The following is a 25,876-nucleotide window of genomic DNA, read 5'->3' as shown; positions in this document are numbered from 1 at the left end:
GATGTCTATCCCCTGTTTCGTGATTACTTGCCGGCGCCAGCCACTCGCTTGCTTTCAGTGGCGGCGCCCGGCAGCGACGCGAGATCAAACCGCGTCATGCGCGTGGTGTCCGCCAGCACGAGGCCAAACGCCATGCCGTAGAGAATGCGTCCATCGCTATCGCACTTGACCGGCGCGTACATGCCGTTGAACAACGGGTTGGTGCCGGTACGAATCGCCATGACGGTCTTGCCCGTGTCGAGATCCATCCCGATCAGATGGCGCTCGTTCCGGCGCTCCGGGAAGTAGCCGTCGATAATGGCCATGCGGCTACCGCCGCTGATCATTGGCACCACCGAAACCGAGCTCACATCGGTACGGGTCCAGAGTGCCTTCCAGGCGTGCAGGTGGTTGTCCCACCTGAGCATGGCGGCACCGCGCGCGGGCGGGCGGGTTGCGCCGTTCAGGAAGTTCACGTAGAAGCCCTCGTTGGCGAGCGTCGGGCTCTCGCGGGTAGGGATATTGTTGACTACGAAGGCGTGGCCGTCGTACACCGAGACGGACTGCTCCGACTGCACGGTTTCGATACCGGCCCCGAGATCCACTTCGCGCTGGTCGGCCACGCGATCGGACAGCGCGCCTGGCCGCCGCTTCCAGCCATCGGGTATCCCGTCGCGCCACATCGCCACCAGGCGCATCTTCTCCGCGCCGTCGGTGAACACCACCAGCTTGTCCTCGCCCGGCCCGAAACCCATCAGGGTGGGCGTCGATCCCGTGCCATCGCCGGCCTTGACGGAAGTGAAGCGGCGGCCGCGCTCGTAGGGCGCCTTCCACGCACCGCTGGCTTCATCCGCGTGGATCTTCCCGTCGGCATCGACGACGAGCCGATACATGTTCTGATTGGACGCCACATACACGGCACCACCGCCAGCCTCCGGCCCCGTGGCGAAGCTGTTGAGGAAGACCTCGTCCCGCCCTTCCACGCTGTAGGTGTCTACCAGTTCGAGCGTGTCGCGCCGCAGGGTAGCCACCTTGCCGCCCACGGTGTTGAGCACAAGATAGCCGTTGAAAGTCATCCCCATGCCGAACAGGGTGTCGACGCTGATGCGGGTGGACTGCTTCACTTTTTCGTTGTCGAACAGCGTTGCCGGCATTGCTGCCTCGCGCACGAGCCGCATGCGCGACAGCGGCTGCTTCGGGTCCTCCTGCTCGATCCGGAACACCTTGCGGGCGTTGGCACCGATGAAGGCGTCCTCGCGCGTGAGAAGCGTATAGAACGCGCCTGCCATCATCTGATCGGTCGTCGTCGTGATCAGGCGATTTGGCTGGCTCTTCATGTAGTCGAAGAGGCCCTGTTCGTCCTGCGCCTCGATCAGCTTCTGCACCGCTGCGGCCTGTTCCAGCCGCTGCACTGCCGTGACGGGCTGGTATCCGGGCAGCTTGGGCGGCATGTCCAGGCGATCGATCTCGGTGATCTTCATCCCGTCAACCTTCAGCTTGCGCAACGAATAGCCCGCCCAGTACCAATGGATCTCGGTACCGGCCACACGGTCGCTGTACGCGGACAGCGCCAGCCCTTCGTTAGGCACTACAGCGTAGGCATTGGGTGTCATCTCGTAGGCGCCACGCGGCACCGCGATGCTTGTGCTGTCGGACGCGGCATCGTTCCAATGCGTCTGGTTGTTGAAGGATTGCGCCAGATAGGGGTTGGGCGGCGAGATGACGCTCGGCGTGGCCGCCGACGCTGACATGAACATGAATGCCGCGGTGCAGGTCAGTACCGCGTGCAGCGCCTTGGTTTGGCTCCGCATGGATGTCTCCTTCAGTGTGTTCGACATATCGTTTGATGCCATCAGTTAGAAAGGATCAAGTCGGCTGCCTTCTCGCCGATCATGATGGCCGGTGCATTGGTATTGCCGCTCACGAGCAGCGGCATGATCGAGGCGTCGGCCACGCGCAGGCCTTGCACACCGCGCACGCGCAGCGCGGGGTCGACCACCGATTCCGCGTCATGGCCCATGCGGCATGTCCCCACCGGGTGATAGGCGGTTTCGCAGTACTCGCGGATGTACTGGCGGATGGCATCGTCGTCGGTACCGTCGCCGCGCAGGTGGGCGGAATGCAGACGGCGGCCACCAAAGCGGGCCAACGCGGGTTCGTCGATGATGCGCTTGGCCACGCGTACGCCCGTCACCAGGTCTTCCATGTCCTGCGGATGCGACAGCAACCGCATGTCGATCATTGGCGCCTCGCGCGTATCCGCGGAACGCAGCCGGACCTGTCCGCGACTCCTGGGCCGCAGCACGCATACGTGGCACGAATAGCCGTGCGCCAGCACGCGGTCCCGCGCTGCCACCGCCGGGATCAGGTGCAATTGCAGGTCTGGATCAGCCAGCTCCCGGCGGCTCTTGACGAACACGCCCGCTTCCGCGCAGTTGCTCGTCAGCATGCCGGTGCGGTTGCGTTTGTAGCGCTTCCATTCGGCCATCATGCGCCACGCCCCGGCCGCCGACACACCAAACAGGTCGGTGGTAGGCACGTGCGATTGATAGAGCGACACGTTCGGATGCTCCTGCAGGTTCTGCCCGACACCCGGTGCGTGATGTACCACGGGGACGCCCAATTCCTGCAGTTGCTGGCCCGGACCGATACCCGAGGCCATCAGCAGTTGCGGCGAGCCGAAGGCTCCGCCGCTGACGATGATTTCGCGCCTGGCCGTCAGGATCTCTTCGCGGCCGTCGCGCATCACCGCCACGCCGGTCGCCCGCTGCCCCTCGAAGACGATGCGCAGCACCTGTCGGTCGGTCAGCACATCGAGGTTCTGCCAGCGCGTGGCGGTGCCGGATGCGTCTCGCAGGTAGGCGCGGGCTGCGCTACAGCGCTCGCCGTTGCGCTGGGTCACCTGGTAGTAGCCAGCCCCTTCCTGTTGCCCACCGTTGAAGTCGGGGTTGTAGCGATGACCGACGGCCATCGCGGCCTCCAGGAAGTAGCGTGCGAACGGGCTCGGCGAGCGCAGGTCGGCCACGCTAAGTGGGCCCGTACCGCCATGCAAGGGGTCATCATCATGGCCCGCCGCACGTTCGTTGCATTCGGAGCGGCGGAAGTACGGCAACACGTCCTGCCAGCGCCAGCCGTCGGTCTCCCAGCCGTCGTAGTCGTGCGCATTGCCGCGGATGTAGACCATGCCATTGATCGACGAACTGCCGCCGAGGCCCCGTCCGCGAGGCTGCGCGACGCTGCGTCCGTTCAGTTCCGCGTCCGGCATCGCATCGAAATAGTAGTTCCGCGGCCCCCGCTTGCGGGCGACGATGGCGATGCCGATGGGCATCGTGATCAGCCCGCTGCGGTCATGTGGGCCAGCCTCCACCAGCGCCACCGAGCCGGAACCGCTCTCGGCCAGCCGCCCAGCCACCGCGCAGCCCGCCGAGCCGGCGCCAACGACGATGTAGTCGTAACTTGCTTGCATGCTTTTTCCCCGAACGCGAGCCTGGCTTGCCTGCCCGCACATGGTTTGCTGTCAGTGAGGATTGCGCCTGGCTCAGGCCACCATCGCCATGCCGTACCGCTCCAGGTGGAAATCGGCGTCGCCCAGCAGGATGTCCGCCATGGTCAGGAACTTGAAGTAGTCGCCGACCTCCAGTTCGTCTGTCATGCCCATGCCGCCGTGCAACTGCACCGCCTGCTGGCCGACGAAACGGGCGGCGCGTGTCATCGTCACCTTGGCGCCGGCCAGCATCCGCTGGCGTCTGGCGGAGTCGGCCTCATCCAGCGCCTGCGCGGCCACATAGGCCATTGACAGGGCGATCTCCTTCTGCACGAGCATGTCGGCCATGCGGTGCTGCAGCGCCTGCAATGCGGCGAGCGGGATGCCGAACTGGCGACGCGTGCGCAGGTACTCGGCGGTCATCTCGATCAGCCGTTCCATCGCACCGGACGCCGCCGCGCATTGGGCTGCAATACCGTGGTCCAGGCCGTGCTGCAGAGCCGCCAGTCCGTCGTTGCTGACCAGCGAATCCGCACCGAGCCGTACGACGTCGAACCGCAGGTCCGCACCGCGCGTGCCGTCGATGGCCGGATAGGGAACCACCATCGGTGCGTCGCGCGGCACGAGGAAAAGCGCGATCTCGCCGCCAAGGCGGGCGCTGACCAGGAAAGCATCGGCGGCCTCGCCATGCCAGACCAATGACTTGACGCCGTCAAGCACATACCCTTCGCCCGAGCGCGTGGCCGTGGCCCATGCGGAGTCGGCCCGATAGCGGCTGTCCGGCTCCAGGTACGCGACCGCAAGCACGCGCTCGCCGCTCGCCATGGCGGGGAACCATGTGGTCTGCTGCGTCGGCGTGCCGTGTGCGGCGAGGATGGCGGTTGCCATGACCGCGCTCGGGATCACGGGTTCGAGCACCAGACCTCGCCCAAGCTCGCGCTGCACCACGAGCTGACTTGCCGCACCTTCGCCATAGCCGCCGAACTCCGCCGGCACGGTCAACCCGCAGACGCCCATGTTGGCCAGCGAGGCCCAGATGTCGCGGTCGAAACCATGGCCTTCGCGTGCGATGCGCCGGCGTCTGGCGAACGTGTAGACGGAGTCGATGAAGCGGCGCAGGCTGTCGGCCAGCATCCGCTGCTCTACGCTGTAGTTGAAGTCCATGTCGTATCTGTCCTGATGGCTTCGCCTGGCTCAAATGCCGATCAGCATCCGGGCGATGATGTTCTTCTGCACTTCGTTGGCGCCGCCGTAGATCGAGGTCTTGCGCATATCGAAGTACGCTGCGGTCGCGGCCGCCGCCCATGCTTGTCCGCCAGCAGGCGGGACTGCGCCGGGCTCCAGCCACTCGGGCGCATAGGGCCAGGCATGCGGGCCGGCAACCTCCATCTGCAGCATGGCGATGTCCTGCTGGAGTTCCGAGCCCTTGATTTTGACAATCGATGCCTCCGGGCCGGGTCCGCACGCGGCGTCCTGCGTGGCCACGCGCAGCAGCAGCATTTCCAGGGCCGTCAGGTCCATTTCCAGGCGGGCAATCTTGTCGCGCATGCGCACGTCCTCGATCAGCGGCCGGCCCTGACCGTCGGCGGCTTGCCGTGCGCAGTCCTTCAGGCGCCGCATCTCGCGATGACAATGACCAATGCCCGCGATGCCGGTGCGCTCGTGGCCAAGCAGGTACTTGGCATAGGTCCAGCCCTTGTTCTCTTCGCCAAGCAGGTTTTCGGCTGGGACCTCCACGTCCTCAAACCACGTCTCGTTGACGTCATGGCCACCGTCGAGCGTCCTGATCGGACGCACGGTGACGCCAGGCGAGTTCATGTCGATCAGCAGCATCGAGATGCCATCCTGCGGCTTCGCTCCGCTGTCGGTGCGCACAAGGCAGAAGATCCAGTCGGCGTACTGGCCATAGGACGTCCAGGTCTTCTGGCCATTGACGATGTACCGATCTCCATTGCGGAGCGCACGCGTTTTGAGCGAAGCGAGATCCGACCCCGCGCCGGGCTCGGAGTAACCCTGGCACCAGAAGTCGTCCATTCCCGGAATGCGCGGCAGGAAGCGCTGCTGCATGGCGGGGCTTGCGTACTTCATCAGCACCGGACCAATCATGTTCAGGCCGAACGGCAGCAGGCGCGGTGCGCCAGCGCGAAACGTCTCGATCTCGAAGATCAGGCGCTGCATCACGTTCCAGCCGGTGCCGCCCCATTCCTTCGGCCACGCCGGCGCGCCCCAGCCATGCGCATGGAGGATGCGGTGCCAGCGCACGAAGTCTTCCTTGGCCAGCCGCCGGTGAGTGAGCACCTTATCCGAAAGATCGGCAGGCAGATTGGTCCGAGCAAAGTCGCGGACTTCCTCGCGAAAGGTCTCTTCTGCGGCAGTGAAGCGCAAATCCATCAATGTCTCCGTACGTCCTTGTGACGCAAGTAGACCAAGGGAAGACGCCTCCCACCCCACCGGATTCAGGGGGGAGGGATTTCCCCGCCCCCCACACCCGGTGGCAAGAACAGCCGCCGATAGCCCTACGCTGCCAACTGCCATCGCCGCCGATGCGGCATGCGCTCCACAACATCCACGAACAAGGAAGCCCGTCGTGCGCATCAAGACTATTTCCGCCGTACTGGCATTGGCCTTCAGCCACGCAAGCTCCGCGCAGGAGTACCCCACCCGGCCGGTCACCTTTGTCGTACCGGCGCCAGCCGGCGGTGCGACCGATGCCGTCGCACGCGCATTCGCCAAGGAGATGAGCACGCGGATGCGCCAGCCCATCGTGGTGGACAACAGGCCGGGCGCGGGCGGCATCGTGGCCTTGCAGAGCGTGGCCCGCGCCGCACCGGATGGTTACACGGTGCTTGTCACGCACGCATCGCCCCTGCTCAACACACCTCACCTCTACCGCACCGTTCCGTATGACGTTCGGCGCGACTTCGCCTTCATCTCAGAGCTGAGCTCGGGCAACCTCGTGCTCGCTGTCGGCGCCGACGTGCCTGCGCAGGACGTGAAGGGTCTGCTGACATGGGCTGCGAAGAACCAGAGCAAGGCCAGTTTTGGCTCCTACGGGCCAGGCACCTACGGCCATTTGGTAGGGGCTTACCTGAACCGTAGCCGGCAGCTCGATATGGCCCACATTCCTTACAAGGGCGAGGCGCCGCTGGCACAGGACCTGGCCGGTGGCTCGATCACGTGGGGCGTGGCCACGCTGGTGGCACTGCGCCCGTTCATGGAAAGCGGCAAGATCCGCCCGCTGGCCGTTATGGGTAATGCGCGGGCCAGCGGCCTGCCCGGCGTGCCCACGATGGCCGAGGCGGGATTCACCGACGTCGAACTCACGCCTGCAGCATGGATCGGCATGCTGGCGCCGGCAAAGACGCCACACCCGGTGCTGGCGCAACTGGAGAAGGAAGCGCGCCTCGCCGCACAGTCGCCGGCAATGAAGATGCACCTCGCGACCTACTCCCTCGAACCCGTCGGCAACAGCGCGGCGCAGTTCCGCCGCGACTACGAGGTCGCCGAGCCGGTGGTCGGGCGGATGATCCAGCTTTCCGGCGCCAGGGGGGATTGACCTCCGCGCAGGACGGTGCCGGCTGCGGGGCGGCGGGCGACCCGGTTCATTTCGCCTGCCGTACGGGCCGGTGTCAGTTGTACGGGACGATGAAGCTCAGCCATGGCGTTGATCTGGCCAAGGAAACGGTACGCCGGATCATGATCGATGCCGGCGTCTGGGTGCCGCGCAAGCAGCGGCCACCAAAGATCCATCAAAGGGTGAGCTGCGTTGGGTCAATCTACGGCTTGTCCGGCGCGGACCTTGACGAAGAAGGCTCCGCTCGCGTGCAGCGCCACGCGCCCGCCCACCCGCACGTCGCAGTCCGCATTAATGAGATTGCGGCCGTCCTTGAGCACGCGCACATGGGCCTCGACCCAGTCGCCCACCTGCACCGCGCCCACGTAGTCCACGCTGAGGTGTACGGTCGGCGCGGCCGCCACCGCAAGATCTCGGCGCACGATGGCACCCAGGGCCACGTCGGCGAGCGTAGCCAGAAAGCCGCCGTGCGCGATGCCGATCTGATTTAGATGCTCCCGACCCACGCGAGCCGCCACGATGGGCTGAGCCGCGTGGATGTAGAACGGTCCCGTCATGCGAATGAAGCCGGACGTCGAAACCAGCGGCTCGAAGTGTTCCGGAATCTCCGCCAGCACCGGTTCCCGGAATGCTGTCATCGGCGCATCCTCCCGCTGGCTGGTCGATACCTGTTTCATCTGCCCTGCTCCGCCTCTTGCAATGCGCGCCACGCCAGCTTGCCGGTGGCCGTGCGTGGAATGGACGGCACGATCTCCACGATGCGCGGCGCCTTGTACGTTGCCATATGCTCCCGGCACCAAGCCAGCAGACTCTCGGCTGTGGTGCTCTCATGGCCTGACTTGAGCACGATCACCGCCTTCACGGTCTCGCCGCGATGGCTGTCGTGTGCAGAGATCACGCAGGTTTCGTGGATGGCCGGATGGCGGTAGAGCATGGCCTCGACCTCGGCTGGCCAGACCTTGTAGCCAGCAGCGTTGATCATTCGCTTGAGACGGTCGCGCATGAAGAAGTAGCCTTCCTCGTCCATGCAGGCGAGATCGCCGGTGCGAAAGAACCGCTTGCCGTCGATCTCGATGAAGCTCTCGGCATTGGCCTTCGGATTGTTCCAGTAACCATGCATGATCTGCGCGCCATGGACGACGATCTCGCCCACCTCGCCCGCCGGCAGCGACTGCAGTGTCTCCGGGTCGATCACATGCGCTTCCACGCCATACGTACGCACGCCCAGGCACGAAGGCTTGGGCCGGTGCATCGGATTGGCGAACAGGAACGACGCCGTCTCGGTCAGGCCGTAGCCCTCCAGGTACTGCAGCCCGTACCGTTCGCGCATCAGCGTGGCCGTGTTCTCCGGCATGGCCGCGCCGCCGCCGGCCACCACCCGCAGGCTGCCGATGTCACGCGTCTCGATGTCGGGCTGGCTGAAGAAATCGACCAGCATCGGCGGCAGCGCGCCCCAGAACGTCACGCGATGGCGCTCGATCAGTTGCGCGGCGGTGCGGGCTTCCCAACGCGGCAGCAGCACGATGGTGCCGCCCATGAACACCGGGCCGTTGATGCCGTTCTGCAGGCCGAGCAGGTGGAACATCGGCGCAACGGCGAGATAGCAGGCCTCGGCACTGGTGTTCCTCCAGAGCTGCGAGCCGGACACCGAGGTCATCACGGTGCGATGGTCGTGCATGCAGGCCTTCGGTGCGCCGGTGGTGCCTGACGTGTACGGCAGCATGCAGAGATCGGACTGCTTGCCGGCGTACGGGCGTGGCCGGTGCCCTGCCGCCAGCGCGGACAGCCAACTCACAGTGCCGGGCGGCAGGCTGTCGGCGGTGCAGCGCACGCGCACCCAGTCCGGGATAGCCAGGCCCGCGTCGTCGTCGCCAAGTGCGTCGCCGTAGGCATGGACGATCACCGTACGCAACGGCGTCGCACCGAGCAACGGCGACAGTTGCGACGCCAGCTCCTGCGCCGCGAAGCAGGCCACGGCACCACTGTCGGTGGCGATATGACGCAATTCATCTTCCAGCAGCATCGCGTTGACGGGAACCACCACAGCCTGCGCACGCAGGATCGCAAAATAGGCGGCGATGAACTGCGGGCAGTTCTGGCTGAACAGCATCACGCGGTCGCCAGGCTGGACGCCGCAGTGCTGCAGATAGCCCGCGAGCCCTTCTGCCTCGCGCAGCAGGGCAGCGTACGAGTGAGCCGCACCGTAGAACTGGACCGCAGTCTTGCCAGGGTAGCGGCGAGCGGAGAATTCGAGGTTCTCGAATGCCGTGGTATCGGGCACGTGCACGCGGTCCGGCAAGCCGGCCCTGGCGTACTTGCGGTCGAGAATGAGCGTGCCGGCCGGGCGCTCGAGAATGGCGGAAGGCATTGTCATGTCTCCTCCTGTCTATGCGTTCAGATTTCAGTGTCACCGCCAAGAAGCTGGCGGGCGATGGTGCGGCGCTGGATTTCCGAAGTACCGTCTGGAATCCGCAGTGTGCGGGCATAGCGATAGCCCGCTTCCAGCCGCAGCTCGTTGGTCAGGCCCATGGCGCCGTGGACCTGGATGGCGCGGTCGAACACCCGGCCCACCATCTCCGTGGCCGACGCCTTGACCATCGACACTTCCTTGGTGGCGGGCATCCCCTGGTCCACCAGCCATGCGCAATGACGGATCATCGACTTGGCGGCGTATATGTCCATCGCGCACTCGGCAAGCATGAACTGCACGGCCTGGTGATGGCTGATCGGACCGCCGAAGGTCTTGCGGACCTTGGAATACTCGATCGCCTGCGCAAGCGCCCACTGTGCGAGGCCGACGCACGACGCCGCCATGCTCAGGCGGCCGGCGTTGACGCCGTCGAGTGCCACCTGCAGCCCCTTGTCGACGGGGCCAAGGCGGTAAGTGTCGGGCACGCGCACGTCCTCCAGCGAGACGATAGCGATGTCGCCGCCGAGGTGGCCCATGGTCGGGATCACGCTCGGCACGGAGAAACCAGGCGTAGCGGTCGGCAGGAAGAAGCCCGTGATGCCACCCTTGTGCGCCCGCGCCTTCTCCTCATCGGTGACGGCGAAAACCATCGCGTAGTCAGCGTAAGACGCGTTGGTGATCCATTGCTTGGCGCCGTTGATGATCCAGTGGTCGCCGTCCCGCACCGCCCGGGTGCGCATGCCGAAGACGTCCGAACCGGCGTCCGGCTCGGACAAGCCGAAACACATGGTCTTGCCGCCGCTTGCCAAGTTGGCATGCACCATGTCCAGCACTGCCGGGTCGAGGTGTTTCAGCACGGGCGACAGGCCATTCGTAAACGGCGACGGCAACACCACCGTCTGCACCAGCGGTCTATCGGGGCCGCAATGCGCGTTCAGGCGCTCCTGCACGTAGCATGCCGCTTGCGCGCCGAGCCCGCCGCCGCCCAGCGACTCGGGGGACAGTGCCGTGTAGAACCCCATCTCCGCCGAGCGCATCCGCACTTGCCGGCGCAGCGCCAGCACTTCGGGGTTGAAGCGGCCGTCGTCCGTGTAGACCGTGCGTTCGCTCGACAGCAATGCGCGGTGCTCGTGCTCCAGCGGCGCAACCTCTCGGTCGATGAACTTCAGCAGCGCGTCCCCGAAGTCCACCCATTCGCCAGGAATCGTGAAATCCATGTTCGGCTCCTCAGACTGGGGCCCAGGCGAATACCTGTCCCGACACTTCCACGGGGAAGAACGAAGGCGCCATGGCCGGCAGCAGGTGCGAGGCCAGCGTCTGCGGCGTCCAGCCGTCGCTGCGCTGCATGGCGCGCACCGGGCGTGGCTGGCTCATCAGGAAGATCTCGTTGCGGCGCACGGTAAAGATCTGGCCATTGACAGTGGCAGCCGCGTCGCTTGCCAGGAACACGGCAAGCGGCGCGATATCGGCCGGCGACATGGTCCTAGCCTTGGCAATGCGCTCCACCTGGTCCGGCGTCTCCGGAATCGCGCCGCCCATGCGGCTCCACGCGAACGGCGAGATGCAGTTTGAGCGGACGTTGTAGCGGGCCATGTCCAGCGCGATGGCCTTCGACAGCCCGGCCACGCCCATCTTGGCGGCGGCATAGTTGGCCTGGCCGATATTGCCGATCAGGCCGGACGTCGACGTCATGTGGACGAAGTTGCCACGTTTCTGGTTGCGGTAGTGCGTGGCCGCGGCGCGGCTCATGTTGAAGGCGCCGTAGATATGCACACGCATCACCGCATCGAATTCCTCGGGAGTCATCTGGTGAAAGATGCGGTCGCGCAGGATGCCGGCGTTATTGACCACGGTGTCGACGCTCCCGAAGTGGTCGACTGCCGCTTCCACTATGCGCGCGGCGCTGTCCGCTTCGGACACGCTTTCGCGGCTGATGACCGCCTCGCCACCCTCGGCACGGATCAGGCCCGCCACTTCCTCGGCCGGATCCTCCTGGCTCGCATCGCCGGTTACGGTCACACCCACGTCGTTGACGACGACCTTCGCACCGTTACGCGCCATCGCCAGTGCAATCTCGCGCCCGATGCCACGGCCCGCGCCAGTGACAATCACAACCTTTCCTTCCATCATCTTTTCGTTCATGGTGTCTCTCTCAGTGTCTCTTTATGGAGTTGGCATCGTTCAGCGGAAGGCCGCCGTGCCTGTCAGTTCGCGCCCCTGGATCAGGGCAAGGATGCCGTTCATGCCGTCTGGCACCTGAAACACGCGGGCGTCGCGCCACATGCGTTCCAGCCCGAGTTCCTCGCTGATGCCCATCGCACCGTGCACCTGCATGGCCAGGTGGATGGCTCGCTCGCACGCTTGCGTGGCGTAGCGCTTGGCCATCGCGGACGTGCCGTTGGCGCGCAAGCCGCGGTCAATGCAGTCAAGCGCGTGGTAGCACAGCAGACGGGACGACACGATCATCGTCTCGATATCTGCAAGGTCCTTCTGCACGAGCTGGTGGCTGGCCAGCGGCTTGCCGAACTGCTGGCGCGACTTCGCGTACTCGACGGCCATCTCGAACGCCTTCTGTGCAAGATGCACGCACATCAACCCGAGCAACGGACGGTTTCCGTTCCACGCCATGGTCAGCGTCTTCGCCGCGTCGCCGGCCTCGCCCATGATGTGGTTGGCCGGCACGCGGGTGCGCTCGAACACCAGTTCGCTCAGATGGCCTTGCTGCAGGCCGGTGATACCGGTCTCGCGGATCTCGAAATCGACCTCGTGGCGGTCGACCAGCGCGCGGCGCGTGATCGGCCGACCGTCTTCGCCGATACCCTCCACGCACGACACATTAACCACGTCGCAGATGGAGGCGTTGGTGATCCACATCTTGCGGCCGGTCAGGTAGGCGTCATCGCCGTCTATCTCCAGGCGCGTGCGGATCGCTCCCGAATCGGAACCTGCATTGGCCTCGGTGTTCGCGGTGCAGGCGATCTTGCGGCCCGCGATCAGGTCCGGGAGGTAGCGCTCGCGAATCTCGTCCGGGCAACCAAGGTGGATACGCAGGATCGTGCCCTCGTGCGACGCCAGCGACAGCGCCACCACCGGCGGCAACTGTTCGAGGATCATCCCGTAGTCGAGCATCTTCAGGCCGCCACCACCGGCTTCCACCGGGATGCGTGGCGCAGTGATGCCAAGCTCGGCAAATGCGGCGAAGATCTCCAGCATGGCCGCCTTGGGCAACGGCTGGCTAACCGGATGCTTGCGCAATATGGGCTCGATGCGCGTCTGCACCATGCGCCGGGTGGCGCTGACCATCAGGTCCTGGTCTTCTGTCAGGCTGAAATTCATGGTAACTGCTCTCCTTGCTCCACCTCAGGCACCGCGATAGGCTGGTGGACGCTTTTCGGCAAAGGCCGTGCGGCCTTCGATACGGTCGGCGCTATCACGCAGCAGACCCCACTGGAGGTTGGCCTGCGCCACGAATTCGCGCGGCGCCAGGTGCGCGGTCTGCACCGCGAGCTGCTTGACTGCCTGCACGGCCAGTGGACCGTTGGCCGCAATACGCGTGGCCAGACGCTCGGCAAGGTCCATCAGGCCGGCAGCCGCCACCACGTCGCTGACCAGGCCGATGCGCAACGCCTCGGCGGCGTCGATGCGCTCGCCGGTCATCGCCAGCTTCATCGCATGGGCGGCCGGCACGGCACGCATCAGGTACTGGACGCCACCGACGGCGGGCACGCTGGCAACCTTGACTTCCGGCAGGCCGAAACTCGCGGAATCGGCAGCGATACGCAGGTCGCACTGCAACGCCAGCTCCAGCCCCCCGCCCAAGCAATAGCCGTTGATCGCCGCAATGATCGGCTTCCAGATCTGCAGGTCGCTCAGGTCCAGCAGCCGTGTGTATCCGCCCATGCTGGCCTCGCCGGCACGGCTCTTGAAGGCTCCCGCTGCGAAACCGGTGGACGGCGGCAGTGTCGCCTTCAGGTTTGCGCCGGTGCAGAAGGCTCGCTCGCCCGCACCAGTGATGACGATGGCGCGCACGCCGTCGTCATCCTGGCATTGGGCGAGCCGCTCGCGCAGCGCCACCAGTTCCTCGACGGTCAGCGCGTTGAGCGATTCGGGCGCGTCCAGCGTCAGCACCGCCACGTGGCCCTTCTGCCGATAGTGGATGGTCATGGTCGGCTCCTTCAGACGCTCGGGCTTGACAGCGAGCGGCCGCCGCAGACATAGAGCGTCTGCCCCGTGATGTACGACGCATTCCTGCCGGCGAACATCAGCACGGCCTGTGCAATATCCTCGGGCTGTCCAATGCGGCCGACCGGCACGGTGGCCTTGAGCCGGTCACGCTGCTCGTCGGTGTACGTCGCCATCAGCGGTGTCTCGACGATGCCCGGGGCAACGGCGTTGACGGTGATGCCATTGCGGGCCAGCTCGATGGCGAGCGAGCGCGTCAGGCTCACTACCCCGCCCTTGGCCGCCGAGTAGTTTGACTGGCCAAAGCCGCCCAGCCACGCGCGCGACGAGATATTGACGATGCGTCCATAGCCCTGCTCGATCATGCCCGGCACCACCGCGCGGGCGCACAGGAACTGCGACTTCAGGTTCACGTCGATGACGAAGTCCCAGTCTTCCTCCGTCATCTTGATGAACCGCTTGTCCCGGGTGATGCCGGCGTTGTTGACAAGGATGTCGGGCGTCTTCCAGCGGGCTTTGATCTGGGCGACGGCCGCCTGCACTTCGGCGTCCGATGTCACGTCCACGCGCAGCACCATCAGCCGGTCAGCGTGCTCCGCTGCTTCGACGGCCAGCTTCTCCAGCGCCTTGCCATTCAGATCGAACACGGCGACCGCGTGTCCTGCTTCCAGCAGTGCCATGGCGATGCCGAGGCCAATGCCTTGCGCGCCGCCGGTAACGACAGCGATTTGCTTTTTCATGATCCCTCCTGTTCTGTCAGTGGCCAAGGATGTGCACCGCGGATGCTGCGTGATCGACCCCGGCGATGCCACCGCCAGTGCATTGCGTCAGCGCCAGTTCGGCGTCAGGAATCTGGCGGTCTCCCGCGCGGCCCTGCAGTTGCCACACGGCTTCCACCATCTGGGCCACGCCGGTGGCGCCCAGCGGGTGGCCCTTGGCGAGCAGGCCACCGCTCGGATTGACCGGAACGCGGCCGCCCAGCGCGGTCGCCCCCGACTGCAGCAACGCATGCGCCTCGCCCCGCTCGCACAGACCGAGCGCGTTGTAGTAGATCAGCTCGGCGATCGTAAAGGCGTCGTGCAGTTCCACCATGTCGAGGTCGGCGGGCTTTACGCCCGCTTCGCGATAGGCAAGATTTGCAGCTCTCGCCGTAATCTCGGCGGCCAGGATGTCGTCGTGGCCCACTTCCTGGCGGCCGGACTGGACGACCGACGCCAGGACGCGCACCGGCCTCGCATGCGTCGTCGGCTTGCATGTGGTCAGCACCAGCGCAGCGGCACCGTCGACGGCCGACGGGCAGCATTGCAGCAGCGTCAGTGGGTCGAACACCATGCGCGACCCCATCACCTCGTCCACGCTGACGCCTGTCCGCGTCTGCGCATACGGATTCAGGCCACCGTGCCGGCGGTTCTTCACTGCCACTTCGGCCAGCACCTCCGGCCTCAGGCCGAATTCGTGCATGTAGCGCGTTGCGCGCATCGCATACACGGACGGCAGTGTCAGGCCAGCCCGGGCATACAGCGACGTCATGTAGTCGTTCTTCTGCAGCGGCAGCGCGCCGCCCCCCAGCGCGGTCAGTTGCTCCGCACCGAAGACCACCACCGTGTCGTAGACCCCGGCCTGCAGCGCGTGGCAGGCCAGGTGCACGCCGGTGGCGCCGCTGGCGCACGCGTTCTCGACGTTATAGACGGCGGGACCCGTCACGCCGAGGTCGCGCAACAGCACTTGCCCCAGCACCATGCCGCCGAAGACGTTAGCGGCGTAGAAGGCCTGCACTTCACGCAGGTCGACATCGGCATCCCGCACGGCATCGTGCACGGCGGTTTGGGCAAGGTCCTGCATCGAGCCATCGTGGCGGCCGAAGCGGGTCATGGCGACGCCTGCAATGTAGATTGGCTTGTTCATCGGTTCACCTCAGCTTGGGTCGGACCGGATACGGGTTCGAACGCGTAGATCGGTCCCTCTGCGGTATGCACGAGGCACGCCCGCAAGGGGTCGCCAACGGCCGGGCGGCGGCCTTCCGGGTACACCAGCCGGCCAAAGATGCGCACGCCTTCCGGGAAATCGGCCAGGCCGAGCGGTGTCGGCGGCAGGCCAGTTTTCGGGGACGGATGCATCACGGTGTAGCTGTAGAGCGTGGGCGCGCCATGCAGTGCGACCAGTTCCATCCCATCGGACTGTGGCGAAGTCAACGGCAGCGGCGGGAAGTGCAGCACGTCGCTGCCGCGATGGCGATAGGCAAGCAGCACGAGTCCGCCATCCTGTTGGCGCCATGGCTGCTCCGAGGCGCAGCGCGGCGCGTCGGCATGACTGTCTTTCATGTCGTACTCCTTCAATTCAGTTCCATTCGATCCGATTCGTTCAGACAAGCTCGAACACGGCCGCAAGCCCCTGGCCACCGCCGATGCACATGGTTTCTAGGCCAAAGCGCGCTTTGCGGCGGCGCATCTCGTGCAGCATCGTCGTGAGAATGCGGACGCCAGTGGCGCCGATCGGGTGGCCCAGCGAGATGCCGGAGCCGTTGACGTTGATGCGCGGGTCATCGGCGCTGATACCCCATGCCTTCAGCACGCTGAGTATCTGCACGGCAAAGGCTTCGTTGACCTCGATGAGGTCGATGTCGGACAGCGTCATGCCCAAGCGCGGCAGCAACTTCCCGACAGCGGGAACCGGGCCGATGCCCATCCGCAGCGGATCGCAGCCCGCCGCCGCCCAGCCGGACAGCCGGCCCATCGGCTCCAGTCCGTGGGACCTCAGGTAGTCCTCCGACACCACGAGGCAAGCCGACGCGGCGTCGTTCTGCTGGCAGGCGTTGCCCGCCGTCACCGTGCCGCCGCGCAACAGCGCCGGCAGCCTTGCCATCACTTCGAGACTGGCATCCTCGCGAATGCCTTCGTCGCGGCTGAACAGCTTCGACTCGCCCTTGCGCTGCGGCACGGGCACTGGCACCACTTCCTCGTCGAAGCGCCCCGCCTTCCACGCCTCGGTGGCAAGTTGGTGACTGCGTACGGCATAGCGGTCGCTCTCCTCGCGCGAGATGCCATAGTCCGCGGCTAGGTTCTCGGCCGTTTCTGCGGCTCCGCCGGCCATCACGCCATACCGGCGCACGGGTTGCGAGTTCACACGGCCACGGTCGAGTCGGTCGTGCAGGGAAACGCTGCCCAGCCGCGCGCCCCAGCGCATGTCGGTGGTGTAGTACTCGATATTGCTCATGCTCTCGACGCCGGCCACCAGCACGGCGTTGGCCACGCCGCCCTGCACCTGCATCGCGGCATCGATCACGGCCTGCAGTCCGGATCCGCAGCGACGATCCACCGCATAGCCGGAGACGGTCTCAGGCAGGCCGGCAAGCGAGGCGGCGTAGCGGCCGATACACGGCGCTTCGCTCGACTGGTACGACTGGGCGACGATCACCTCGTCGATGCTGTCGGCCGGCGCACCCGATCGTTCCAGGACGGCGCGCACTACGTGAGCCGCGAGGTCGGCGGCGGTCAGCGGCGCGAGCGCGCCGCCAAACTTGGCGACCGGCGTGCGCAGGGGAGAAACGATATAGGCGTGACGCATGGTGGAAGGCTTGGGATGCATGGGATGGAGTGAAGGTTCAGGCGGCGTCGCCATCGGCACGATTAGCGCCTGCTGCCGTGAAACCCAGGCCGAGGCCGGTCAGCCCGGCGATGGCAGCGGCATCGAAGCCCCAGGCTTCCAGCGCCTGCCCGCCGTGTTCGCCGCGCCCCGGTGCGGTTCGGCGGATCGTTGACGGCGTTACCGAGAAGCGCGGCGCGGGTGCCGGCTGTGTGACGCCGTCGACCTCGACGAAGCTGCCGCGTGCTACGCTGTGCGGATGCCGCGCGACTTCGGAAAACTTGAGCACCGGCGCCACGCAGGCATCGCTGCCTTCGAAGATCGCGCACCATTCGTCTCGGGTACGCGATCGAAACGCCATCTTGAAGTTCTGCCGCAGTACCGGCCAGTCCGCGCGGTTGCTGCGCGCTGGCAGGTCCGCATCGGCAAGACCGAGCTTCTGCAGCAGTTCCTGATAGAAGCGCTCCTCCACCGCGCCCACGGCCATGTAGTGGCCGTCGCTGGTGGCGTAGCTGTCATACCAGGGCGTGCCGCCGTCGAGCAGATTGCTGCTGCGCGCTTCGCGCCAATGGCCCGATGCGAGCACGCCCCAAACCACGGACGCAAGTTGGGCCGCGCCTTCCATCATCGCGGCATCCACTACCTGGCCTGCGCCGGTGCGCTGCGCATGAAGGAGCGCACCGAGCACGCCCATAGCGAGCAGCATGCCACCGCCGCCGTAGTCGCCCACGAGGTTCAGCGGCGGCACAGGTGCGTCGTCGCCACGGCCGATCGCCGATAGCACGCCGGACAGCGCGATGTAGTTGAGATCGTGGCCGGCGCTCAGCGCCAGCGGGCCAGTCTGGCCCCAACCCGTGATCCGGCCGTAGACCAGCTGCGGATTGCACGCAAGTGCCTGCTCCGGGCCCAGACCGAGGCGTTCCATCGTGCCGGGGCGAAAGCCCTCGATCACCACGTCCGCCTTCTCCATCAGCGCCCTCGCAGCCTGGACGGCCTCGGGCCGCTTGAGGTCGAGCGTCACCGAGCTCCGGCCGCGCCCGACCACGTCGACACGCTTGCCGTGGATCTTCGGGCCGAGGTCCGCCGCCGCCACCGGGCGGTCCACGCGGATCACATCCGCTCCCATGTCGGCCAGCAGCATCGCCGCAAACGGCCCCGGGCCAATGCCCTCGAATTCCAGCACGCGAATGCCCGATAGAACGCCCATTGCTTCCTCTCCTCCCACTTCGTCGACTGCCTGGCGATTGCAGCTCGCCGGGCCTGGGGCAAGTAGACCAGCGGTGCGCACCCTCCCGCCCACCGAAGTTGGGGGGGGAATCCAAGCAGGCCGGAAGCCCCCCAACCCAGGTGGGCCGCGTGGGGGTCTGCCCCGCCATCATTCCGATGTACCGGCCACGGCACGGCGCGGGTTGAAAGCGATTGGCCATGAACACACCGTAGAGATAACGAGATGAGAGGCACCGATCCATCGACGGTGATGCGGGCGGGTGCCGGGATCGTCTGATCCAGCCCCCCCAACGCCGGTGGGCTGGCGCCGCCCGCCATTCCCGAACATTCCCATAGGCAACACAACCCGTCGCCGGGCTAAGGCACCGCTATTCAAAGCGGCCAGCCGTCCTCGTCGACCTCGAATCCAGGCAAGAGGAGTTTTCAGTGCAACCCAACCGTACCGTCTATCGCGAAGACCATGAGATGTTCCGCACTACCGTGCGCCGCTTCTTCGAGCGCGAGTGCGTGCCGAGGCAGGCCGAGTGGGACAAGGCCGGCCAGGTCGACCGCCAGACTTGGCTGAAAGCCGGCCGAGAGGGGCTGCTTTGCGTCACACTGCCAGTTGAACTCGGCGGTGGCGGCGGTGACTACGGCCACTCCGCCGTGATGGCCGAGGAATACCATCGCTGCGGCCTGTCCGGCATCAGCTTCGGCATGCATTCCGACATCATCGCCCCGTACATCGCCCGCATAGGCAACGAGGAACAGAAACAAAAGTGGCTGCCGGGCGCATGCTCGGGTGAGACCATCCTCGCCATCGCCATGACCGAACCGGGCACCGGCAGCGACCTGAAGGCCGTCCGCACATCCGCCGTGCGCGACGGCGACGCGTACATCATCAACGGCAGCAAGACCTTCATCAGCAACGGCCTGACTGCCGACCTGATCGTCGTGGTCTGCAAGACCGACGCGGCCGCTGGCGCGAAGGGCATCAGCCTAATCGTCGTGGAAGCGGATCGCGAGGGCTTCCGCCGCGGCCGCAAGCTGGAGAAGGTTGGCCAACATGCGCAGGACACCGCCGAGCTGTTCTTCGACAACGTGCGCGTGCCGGTCTCCAATCTGCTGGGCGAGGAAGGCAAGGGCTTCGGCTACCTGATGCAGGAACTGCCGCAGGAGCGCTTCTCGATCGCCGTGGGCGCCGCCGCCCGCCTCGAAGCCGTGCTAGAGCACACGCTGGCGTATGTGAAGGAGCGCAAGGCGTTCGGCCAGACCGTGTGGGACTTCCAGAACACCCGTTTCAAGCTGGCCGACATCCAGGCCCAGGCCATTGCCGTGCGCCTGATGGTGGACTACTACCTTGGCGAGCATATGCGCCGTCGCCTAACGCTGGAAGAGTCCGCCCTGGCCAAGCTCTTTGCCACCGAGACGCTAGGCAAGGCGCTCGACGAGATGGTCCAACTCCACGGCGGCTACGGCTACATGATGGAGTACCCCGTCGCCCGCGCCTTCGTGGACTCGCGCGTGAACCGCATCTACGGCGGCACCAGCGAAGTCATGCGCGAACTGATCTCGCGCAAGCTCTGAAATCCCAGACAGAAAATTTCCGAAGGAGGAGAAGTCCCATGACACGCAATGTATTTGTCGCCGGCGTCGGCATGATCCCGTTCGCCAAGCCCGGCGCGAGCGCCCACTATGACGAGATGGGCGCACAGGCCATCAGCCAGGCGCTGGAAGACGCCGGCCTGTCCTATACCGACGTGCAGCAGGCCTATGCCGGCTACGTTTACGGTGACTCGACCTGCGGGCAGGCCGCGCTGTATCGCGTGGGCCTGAGCGGCGTCCCCATCGTCAACGTCAACAACAACTGCGCCACCGGCTCGTCGGCGCTGTTCCTGGCCCGGCAGGCCGTGCAAAGCGGCACGGTGGACTGCGCCATCGCGGTTGGTTTCGAGGAAATGCAGCCAGGCGCGCTCGCCAGCCATTGGGACGACCGCCCGCGCGCCATGAGCCGCACGCTGGCGATGGTGGAAAAGATCCAGCCAAATTGCGAACTGCCGGGCGCGATCCGCATGTTTGCCGGCGCCGGCCTTGCCCATATGGAGAAATACGGCACGAAGCTGGAGACGTTCGCGAAGATCCGCGCCAAGGCAAGCCGCCACGCCGCCAACAACCCGCTGGCACTCTTCCGCAAAGTGGTGACGCCTGAGGACGTGCTGGCCGCGCCGTCCGTGTGGGACGGCGTGCTGACGCGCCTGATGGCGTGCCCGCCGACCTGCGGCGCGGCGGCAGCCATCGTGGTGTCCGAGGCATTCGCGCGCAAGCACGGCCTGCGGACGGATGTGTTCATCGCTGGCCAGGCGATGACGACGGATCAGCCGGATGCCTTCGAGTCGCCCAGCATGATCGACCTGGTAGGCGTGGGTATGACGAAGTCGGCCTCCCGCGCGGTGTACGAGCAGGCTGGCATCGGCCCCGAGGACATCGACGTGATCGAACTGCACGACTGCTTCGCGCAGAACGAACTGCTGACCTACGAGGGGCTGGGGCTTTGCAACGACGGCGGAGGCGAAAAGCTGGTCGAGGATGGCAACAACACCTACGGCGGCAAGTGGGTGGTCAACCCTTCGGGCGGCCTGCTGTCGAAGGGCCATCCACTGGGCGCCACCGGCCTTGCCCAGTGCTTTGAGCTGGTGCACCAGCTGCGCGGCACGGCAGGCGACCGCCAGGTGCCGGGCGCGAAGATCGCGCTGCAGCACAACCTCGGCCTGGGCGGCGCCTGCGTGGTGACCGCGTTCAAGAAGGCCTGACGTCCGCTTCACGGAGACATCGACATGCTGGACAAATCGCACATCGGCAAGGCACTGCCGACCTTCCACGCCAAGGCCGAGGCGGGCCAGTTGCGCTTCTTCGCCAAGGCCATCGGCGAGACCGACCCCGTCTACACCGACGATTCGGCCGCACGCGACGCCGGCCACCCCGACCTGCCGCTGCCGCCGACGTTCCTGTTCTCGCTGGAGTTCACCCAGCCCACCAGCGAGTGGCGCCAGGAAGTCGGCATCATCCCGTCGCGCATCCTGCACGGCGAGCAGTCGTTCACGTATCACCGCACAGCCTATGCCGGTGACATGCTGCGCTTCGAGAGCCGTATCGCGGACATCTACGACAAGAAAGGCGGCGCGCTGTCCTTCCTCGTGCGCGAGACGCGCGTGACCAACCAGCGCGGCGAGCACGTGGCCGATCTGCGCAGCGTGCTGGTGCATCGCAACGGCTGAACCGGAGACCGACTCATGACCCACTCTAATCTCGCTGCACTCAAGACGGGCGACACCCTGCCCCCGTTGACGCTGCCCCCGGTCAACCGCACGATGTTGGCCCTCTTTGCCGGCGCGTCTGGCGACCACAACGCCATCCATATCGACACCGACTACGCCCGCAAGGCCGGCATGACCGACGTGTTCGCGCACGGCATGCTGTCGATGGCCTGGCTCGGCCGCCTGCTGACGCAATGGGTGGATCAGCGCCAGATCCGTGAGTTCGGCGTGCGCTTCGTCGGCATCACGCACCTTGGCCACCAGATCACCTGCTCGGGCCATGTGACCGAGGTGTTCGAGGCCGCGGGCGAGAAACGCGCGCGCCTCGAAATCCAGACGACCAACCAGTACGGCGAGGCCAAGATCCTCGGCGACGCGGTCGTCGCCCTGTAATTCCCTAGCATCAAGGAGATACCGTGGGAAAGCTTGATGGAAAGGTCGCCCTTGTCACCGGCTCCGGCCGTGGCATCGGACAGGCCATCGCAATGAAGCTGGCGAGCGAAGGCGCTCGCCTCGTCGTCAACGACCTCGACGCCGAACCGGCGCACGAGACCGTCGAAATGCTGCGCAGTAACGGCTGCGAAGCCGTGGCCTGCGTCGGCAGCATCACCGCGCCGGACTTTGCGGAGCGCTACATCGGCACGGCGGTCAAGACGTTCGGCAGCATCGACATCATCGTCAATAACGCCGGCTACACCTGGGACGACGTGATCCAGCGGATGACGGACGAGCAGTGGTACGCCATCCTTGACTGCCACATGACCGCGCCGTTCCGCATCCTGCGCGCGGCATATCCGCACCTGAAGGCGCAGTTCCAGGCCGACCAGGATGCCGGGCGCGAAGTGTTCCGCAAGATCGTGAACGTTTCGTCGGTGTCGGCGCTCAACGGCAACGCGGGGCAGATCAACTACTCGTCGGCCAAGTCCGGCGTGATCGGCATGACGCGCGCCCTGAGCCGCGAATGGGGCCGCCTCAAGGTCAACGTCAATGCGGTCGCCTTCGGCCTGATCCATACCCGGATGACCGATGCCGACGCCAAGGCTGGCGCGACCGTGAAGATCGAAGGCCGCGATATCCGCGTAGGGATCAATCCGGAATTGATCAAGACACACGCCCAGCGTTGCCCGCTGGGCCGGGGTGGCACGCCTGAGGAGGCGGCGGGGTCGGTGTACCTGTTCTGCCTGCCGGAGTCGAACTACATCACGGGACAAATCGTGGCGGTGGCAGGCGGCCCGCAGTAAGGCCCGCAGTATGGCCCGCACTCCCTCGCCGGCCGCCGGCGCAGGGAGTGCCCAGCCTCCGTCATCAGTTGTTCTCGTCGTCCGCCCTGCTCCGGGCTTCCCAGCCTGCGTCGCGAAGCCTCTCCAGCGCCTCGTCGCGCCCGCTTACACCAAGCTTGGCGTAGACATTGCTCAAGTGCCACTTGACAGTTTCCGGCGACAGCCCGAGCGCGCGGGCGATCTTCTTCGTCGTGATGAGATCGGACAGCAACCGCACGACTTCCGTCTCGCGTTCGCTCAGGGCGACGGCACCCACCGTCGCCGCGCGCTTGTGCGCCCTTGCATTTCCCGTAACGGGCTTTGGCGGCAAGGCCGCTTGCAGCCGCTCCACGTAGAAGGCCAGTACCGGGTCGAGTGTTTCCTGCTTCGCCACTTCCCCGATCAGGGCCATCGCCGAAGGCTCGGCGTCCAGCATCCGGCGCAGCAGACCCAGCCGATGACCAAGATACAGCGCCGATACGACATGGCCCCGGGCAGCGCTGGCGCGGCCGAGCTTCGCATCGACCACGGCGCGCTGCAGGCGCAGGTAGGCCACGTAATGCATGCGGCCGTAAGCCTCGCAGTGCGCGATGAGCGGATCGAGCATCAACGCCGCCTGTTCCAGGTCGCCGGTGGCGAGCATCCAGCGAATGGTTGCTCCACGCACCGCGAAGTCCGGCGCGCTGAAGCGCTGAAGCGCTGGCTGACGGGCCGCGATGTCGTGCAGACGGCCCAGCAAGCCCTGCGCGGCATCCAGTTCCCCGAGTGCCAGGCGGCGGAAAACCTGCGCGCCGAGACCGTACGCCAGCAGGCGATCGAGGCCCAGCGTACTGGCGTATTCCTCCAGCCGGAACAGATAGGCAAACGCCTCCATCTGGTTGCCTGCCTGCCAGTGCGCCCCCGAAAGGACGATCATCACCCGTAGTACCGAATCCGGAATCGACACGCGTTCCAGCAGATCAACCCGACTCGCCAGCAGTTCGCGAGCGGCATCGTTCTGGTTCTGCTCAAACAGGATCTCGCCCAGCAGCGCCGCCGGCAGGCATGCGGGGTCCGCGCACGCCTTGCCGCGTGATTCGGCTTCCCGCAGCACGGAACGGTAAACGCGCTCCGCCTGCAGCAATTGGCCTTCATGCGCATAGCTCAGGCCGAGAATGCACTGACCCTGCAGTACGCCAGCAGTCGTGCCGAGCAGTGGCGTGCCATCGATGATGGGCCGCGTCGCGCCCAACTGGATGCTGCGCGCCCGTTCGTATTCCCCCCGCTGGATATAGATCCAGGAAAGTATGTTGGCGCACCCGCCAAGCGCGACGGTATCCGCCTCCGGCGGTGGTGCCAGCAACTGCGGCAGCATCACCATGATGGCTTCCACGTCGTCGCGCTGGATGGCAAGCACCGTACGCAACACCACCAGCGTGAAACGCTCCGACACGGCCTGCGGCTGGAGGTCCCGTTCGAGCGATGCGATGGCGGCCTCGCAGGCCGGGAAATCACGCTGATAGAGATGCTGGCGCGCCATCCACATGCGCAGCGGCAAGCTGGCCGCCACCTGATCCGCCGGCAAACTCCGCATCAGCGCTACCAGCTTGCCGAGGTCTCCGCGCGCGAAGAGCGCAGGCGCGCAACGCTCCACCAACGATGCGGCCTGCGCGGGCTCGCCCGCACGCATTGCGTGCTGCACCGCCTCATCGACATGGCCCCGATCGAGGAACCATTGCCACGCCCGCACATGAACAGCGCGGCGAGCCTCGGCGCTCCAGCGCTCGAATCGCTCCAGCAGGGTCTCCCGTAGCAACGGATGCAACCGGTACCAGGTCTGCGGGCTTTCCTGCTCCATTGACAGAATGAACATGTTGTCATGCTCCAGCCGCTCCAGCAGAGCCGCTTCCCTGCCGGCCTCCACTGCCGCATCGCGGCCGGCGACGGCGGCGCACAAGGAAGCGCAGAAGCGATCGCACGCCGCTGCCTGGGTCAACAAGTCCAGTTCCTCCGGACGCAGCCGCGACAGCACTTCGCGTTCGAAGTAGGCGGAGAATCCCTGCGGGTCTCGCACCTTCTCGCCCATGGCCGTCTCGAGCACGGCTGTCGACAAGCTGGGCCGCTTCTTCAGGAAAACGCAAAAAAGCTGGAGGCCCGCCACCCAGCCATCGGTCTGGGCGTACAGGCGCTGGGCGACGGCTGGCTCGACATCGGCCAGCTGCGCCTTCAGAAAGCGCTCGGCCTCGGCCGGCGAAAAGCGTAAATCGGCAAGGCCGAACTCAAGCGTCTGGTTCTCGGCGCGCAGCCGTTCGAGCGACACACGAGGCACGGACCGCGAGGCGAAGACGAGGTGCAGATTGGGCGGCGCATAGTCGAGCAGCCACTGGAGTGCCTCCCAGATGCGCTGGTCGGTGATGTGGTGCAGATCATCCAGAACGATCACCAGCTCGCGGCGGTAGCGGGCGACACCACGCACCAGCGCAAACACGATGCTCTCGATGGCATCCCGATCGGTGCCAACGCCTTCGAGCATCAAGGCTTCGCGCGCAATGCTCGGATCGACATTGGCGACGCTGGACAGCAGGTAGTCCACCCATACAGCGGGATCGTTATCGTCGGCATCGAGCGATAGCCAGGCGACGTGATAGCCAAGCGGCGTCAGCGCCTGGCTCCAGGCGACGAGCGCTGTGGTCTTGCCATAGCCAGGCGGACTTTGCAGCACGACGCAGCGGCGGCGGCGCTCGGCCATCAAACGCGCGAGTAGCAGCTCATGTGGCATGGCCTTGCGGCTGATGCGCGGCGCAACCAGCTTGCTGGCGACGAGTGGCTTGAGCGCCGCTCTTGGCGATGGAGGCACCGGCGTGTCGGGGAAATCTGGCATGCGGTGAGCTATATGGGTACCAGGGC

General features: G+C 65.9%; 22 protein-coding genes. 6 read left to right on the top strand and 16 right to left on the bottom strand.

The window, feature by feature from the left end; all coding sequences use genetic code 11:
- Positions 1-23: 23 nt before the first annotated feature.
- From ACO550_RS05955 to ACO550_RS05940, 4 genes are all read right to left on the bottom strand, one after another.
- Positions 24-1,790, bottom strand: a complete 1,767-nt coding sequence (locus ACO550_RS05955; protein ID WP_315595310.1) for a hypothetical protein — start codon at positions 1,788-1,790, stop codon at positions 24-26.
- Positions 1,791-1,831: 41 nt separating this feature from the next.
- Positions 1,832-3,445: a GMC family oxidoreductase gene (locus ACO550_RS05950; protein ID WP_315595309.1), complete on the bottom strand. Its 1,614-nt coding sequence runs from the start codon at positions 3,443-3,445 to the stop codon at positions 1,832-1,834.
- A gap of 72 nt (positions 3,446-3,517) precedes the next feature.
- A complete protein-coding gene (locus ACO550_RS05945; RefSeq protein ID WP_315595308.1) occupies positions 3,518-4,627 on the bottom strand; it encodes an acyl-CoA dehydrogenase family protein in 1,110 nt (369 codons plus the stop codon).
- A 30-nt stretch (positions 4,628-4,657) separates the two neighbouring features.
- Entirely contained in the window at positions 4,658-5,854 is a 1,197-nt protein-coding gene (locus tag ACO550_RS05940) for an acyl-CoA dehydrogenase family protein (RefSeq protein WP_315595307.1), read from the bottom strand.
- A gap of 196 nt (positions 5,855-6,050) precedes the next feature.
- On the opposite strand from ACO550_RS05940, the gene ACO550_RS05935 reads away from it, so the two are divergent.
- On the top strand, positions 6,051-7,019 hold the full coding sequence (locus ACO550_RS05935; protein ID WP_315595306.1) for a tripartite tricarboxylate transporter substrate-binding protein: 969 nt from the start codon (positions 6,051-6,053) through the stop codon (positions 7,017-7,019).
- A gap of 215 nt (positions 7,020-7,234) precedes the next feature.
- Here ACO550_RS05935 and ACO550_RS05930 read toward each other — a convergent pair whose 3' ends face one another.
- The 11 genes from ACO550_RS05930 to ACO550_RS05880 are packed head-to-tail and all read right to left on the bottom strand — an operon-like array spanning position 7,235 to position 18,418.
- Positions 7,235-7,714 (bottom strand): PaaI family thioesterase, encoded by a 480-nt coding sequence (locus ACO550_RS05930; RefSeq protein ID WP_315595305.1) that lies wholly within the window; start codon positions 7,712-7,714, stop codon positions 7,235-7,237.
- Positions 7,711-9,411 carry a long-chain-fatty-acid--CoA ligase gene (locus ACO550_RS05925; protein WP_315595304.1) on the bottom strand — a complete coding sequence of 567 codons (1,701 nt, stop codon included), beginning with the start codon at positions 9,409-9,411 and terminating at the stop codon, positions 7,711-7,713. Before ACO550_RS05925 ends, ACO550_RS05930 begins: the two co-directional genes overlap by 4 nt.
- A 20-nt stretch (positions 9,412-9,431) precedes the next feature.
- Positions 9,432-10,664 carry an acyl-CoA dehydrogenase family protein gene (locus tag ACO550_RS05920; RefSeq protein ID WP_315595303.1) on the bottom strand — a complete coding sequence of 411 codons (1,233 nt, stop codon included), beginning with the start codon at positions 10,662-10,664 and terminating at the stop codon, positions 9,432-9,434.
- A 10-nt stretch (positions 10,665-10,674) separates the two neighbouring features.
- Positions 10,675-11,589, bottom strand: a complete 915-nt coding sequence (locus ACO550_RS05915; protein ID WP_315595302.1) for an SDR family oxidoreductase — start codon at positions 11,587-11,589, stop codon at positions 10,675-10,677.
- A gap of 39 nt (positions 11,590-11,628) precedes the next feature.
- Positions 11,629-12,783, bottom strand: a complete 1,155-nt coding sequence (locus tag ACO550_RS05910; protein WP_315595301.1) for an acyl-CoA dehydrogenase family protein — start codon at positions 12,781-12,783, stop codon at positions 11,629-11,631.
- Positions 12,784-12,807: 24 nt separating this feature from the next.
- Entirely contained in the window at positions 12,808-13,611 is an 804-nt protein-coding gene (locus ACO550_RS05905) for an enoyl-CoA hydratase/isomerase family protein (protein WP_315595300.1), read from the bottom strand.
- Positions 13,612-13,622: 11 nt separating this feature from the next.
- Positions 13,623-14,369, bottom strand: a complete 747-nt coding sequence (locus tag ACO550_RS05900; RefSeq protein WP_315595299.1) for a 3-oxoacyl-ACP reductase FabG — start codon at positions 14,367-14,369, stop codon at positions 13,623-13,625.
- A 16-nt stretch (positions 14,370-14,385) separates the two neighbouring features.
- Entirely contained in the window at positions 14,386-15,534 is a 1,149-nt protein-coding gene (locus ACO550_RS05895; protein ID WP_315595298.1) for a thiolase family protein, read from the bottom strand.
- Positions 15,531-15,950: an OB-fold domain-containing protein gene (locus ACO550_RS05890; protein WP_315595297.1), complete on the bottom strand. Its 420-nt coding sequence runs from the start codon at positions 15,948-15,950 to the stop codon at positions 15,531-15,533. Before ACO550_RS05890 ends, ACO550_RS05895 begins: the two co-directional genes overlap by 4 nt.
- Before the next feature lie 40 nt (positions 15,951-15,990).
- Positions 15,991-17,193 (bottom strand): acetyl-CoA C-acetyltransferase, encoded by a 1,203-nt coding sequence (locus tag ACO550_RS05885; RefSeq protein ID WP_315595325.1) that lies wholly within the window; start codon positions 17,191-17,193, stop codon positions 15,991-15,993.
- A gap of 37 nt (positions 17,194-17,230) precedes the next feature.
- Positions 17,231-18,418, bottom strand: coding sequence for a CoA transferase (locus ACO550_RS05880; RefSeq protein WP_315595296.1), 1,188 nt, complete (start codon positions 18,416-18,418; stop codon positions 17,231-17,233).
- Positions 18,419-18,864: 446 nt separating this feature from the next.
- Between ACO550_RS05880 and ACO550_RS05875 the strand changes: the two genes are divergently transcribed.
- The 5 genes from ACO550_RS05875 to ACO550_RS05855 are packed head-to-tail and all read left to right on the top strand — an operon-like array spanning position 18,865 to position 22,972.
- Complete coding sequence (locus ACO550_RS05875; RefSeq protein ID WP_315595295.1) at positions 18,865-20,004, top strand: acyl-CoA dehydrogenase family protein; 1,140 nt, start codon at positions 18,865-18,867, stop codon at positions 20,002-20,004.
- A 38-nt stretch (positions 20,005-20,042) separates the two neighbouring features.
- Positions 20,043-21,227 (top strand): thiolase C-terminal domain-containing protein, encoded by a 1,185-nt coding sequence (locus ACO550_RS05870; RefSeq protein WP_315595294.1) that lies wholly within the window; start codon positions 20,043-20,045, stop codon positions 21,225-21,227.
- A gap of 24 nt (positions 21,228-21,251) precedes the next feature.
- The gene (locus ACO550_RS05865; RefSeq protein ID WP_315595293.1) at positions 21,252-21,692 is read left to right on the top strand and encodes an FAS1-like dehydratase domain-containing protein; all 441 of its coding nucleotides are present in this window, start codon (positions 21,252-21,254) and stop codon (positions 21,690-21,692) included.
- 15 nt (positions 21,693-21,707) lie between these two features.
- Positions 21,708-22,124 (top strand): MaoC/PaaZ C-terminal domain-containing protein, encoded by a 417-nt coding sequence (locus ACO550_RS05860; protein WP_315595292.1) that lies wholly within the window; start codon positions 21,708-21,710, stop codon positions 22,122-22,124.
- A 23-nt stretch (positions 22,125-22,147) separates the two neighbouring features.
- The gene (locus ACO550_RS05855) at positions 22,148-22,972 is read left to right on the top strand and encodes an SDR family NAD(P)-dependent oxidoreductase (protein WP_315595291.1); all 825 of its coding nucleotides are present in this window, start codon (positions 22,148-22,150) and stop codon (positions 22,970-22,972) included.
- Positions 22,973-23,036: 64 nt separating this feature from the next.
- Here the strand turns inward: ACO550_RS05855 and ACO550_RS05850 are convergent, their stop codons facing one another.
- On the bottom strand, positions 23,037-25,850 hold the full coding sequence (locus ACO550_RS05850) for a winged helix-turn-helix domain-containing protein (protein WP_315595290.1): 2,814 nt from the start codon (positions 25,848-25,850) through the stop codon (positions 23,037-23,039).
- Positions 25,851-25,876: the final 26 nt, after the last annotated feature.

The sequence above is a fragment of the Cupriavidus sp. genome, assembly GCF_057315035.1.
The sequence above is the reverse complement of the archived record's forward strand: the minus strand, read 5'-3'. Positions and strand labels throughout refer to the sequence as shown.

Excerpts from the sequence above, each read along its gene's own strand:
- ACO550_RS05955 (WP_315595310.1), bottom strand. The coding sequence starts at position 1,790 with ATGCGGAGCCAAACCAAGGCGCTGCACGCGGTACTGACCTGCACCGCG.
- ACO550_RS05950 (WP_315595309.1), bottom strand. The coding sequence starts at position 3,445 with ATGCAAGCAAGTTACGACTACATCGTCGTTGGCGCCGGCTCGGCGGGC.
- ACO550_RS05945 (WP_315595308.1), bottom strand. The coding sequence starts at position 4,627 with ATGGACTTCAACTACAGCGTAGAGCAGCGGATGCTGGCCGACAGCCTG.
- ACO550_RS05940 (WP_315595307.1), bottom strand. The coding sequence starts at position 5,854 with ATGGATTTGCGCTTCACTGCCGCAGAAGAGACCTTTCGCGAGGAAGTC.
- ACO550_RS05930 (WP_315595305.1), bottom strand. The coding sequence starts at position 7,714 with ATGAAACAGGTATCGACCAGCCAGCGGGAGGATGCGCCGATGACAGCA.
- ACO550_RS05925 (WP_315595304.1), bottom strand. The coding sequence starts at position 9,411 with ATGACAATGCCTTCCGCCATTCTCGAGCGCCCGGCCGGCACGCTCATT.
- ACO550_RS05920 (WP_315595303.1), bottom strand. The coding sequence starts at position 10,664 with ATGGATTTCACGATTCCTGGCGAATGGGTGGACTTCGGGGACGCGCTG.
- ACO550_RS05915 (WP_315595302.1), bottom strand. The coding sequence starts at position 11,589 with ATGAACGAAAAGATGATGGAAGGAAAGGTTGTGATTGTCACTGGCGCG.
- ACO550_RS05910 (WP_315595301.1), bottom strand. The coding sequence starts at position 12,783 with ATGAATTTCAGCCTGACAGAAGACCAGGACCTGATGGTCAGCGCCACC.
- ACO550_RS05905 (WP_315595300.1), bottom strand. The coding sequence starts at position 13,611 with ATGACCATCCACTATCGGCAGAAGGGCCACGTGGCGGTGCTGACGCTG.
- ACO550_RS05900 (WP_315595299.1), bottom strand. The coding sequence starts at position 14,369 with ATGAAAAAGCAAATCGCTGTCGTTACCGGCGGCGCGCAAGGCATTGGC.
- ACO550_RS05895 (WP_315595298.1), bottom strand. The coding sequence starts at position 15,534 with ATGAACAAGCCAATCTACATTGCAGGCGTCGCCATGACCCGCTTCGGC.
- ACO550_RS05890 (WP_315595297.1), bottom strand. The coding sequence starts at position 15,950 with ATGAAAGACAGTCATGCCGACGCGCCGCGCTGCGCCTCGGAGCAGCCA.
- ACO550_RS05885 (WP_315595325.1), bottom strand. The coding sequence starts at position 17,193 with ATGCGTCACGCCTATATCGTTTCTCCCCTGCGCACGCCGGTCGCCAAG.
- ACO550_RS05880 (WP_315595296.1), bottom strand. The coding sequence starts at position 18,418 with ATGGGCGTTCTATCGGGCATTCGCGTGCTGGAATTCGAGGGCATTGGC.
- ACO550_RS05870 (WP_315595294.1), top strand. The coding sequence starts at position 20,043 with ATGACACGCAATGTATTTGTCGCCGGCGTCGGCATGATCCCGTTCGCC.
- ACO550_RS05865 (WP_315595293.1), top strand. The coding sequence starts at position 21,252 with ATGCTGGACAAATCGCACATCGGCAAGGCACTGCCGACCTTCCACGCC.
- ACO550_RS05860 (WP_315595292.1), top strand. The coding sequence starts at position 21,708 with ATGACCCACTCTAATCTCGCTGCACTCAAGACGGGCGACACCCTGCCC.
- ACO550_RS05850 (WP_315595290.1), bottom strand. The coding sequence starts at position 25,850 with ATGCCAGATTTCCCCGACACGCCGGTGCCTCCATCGCCAAGAGCGGCG.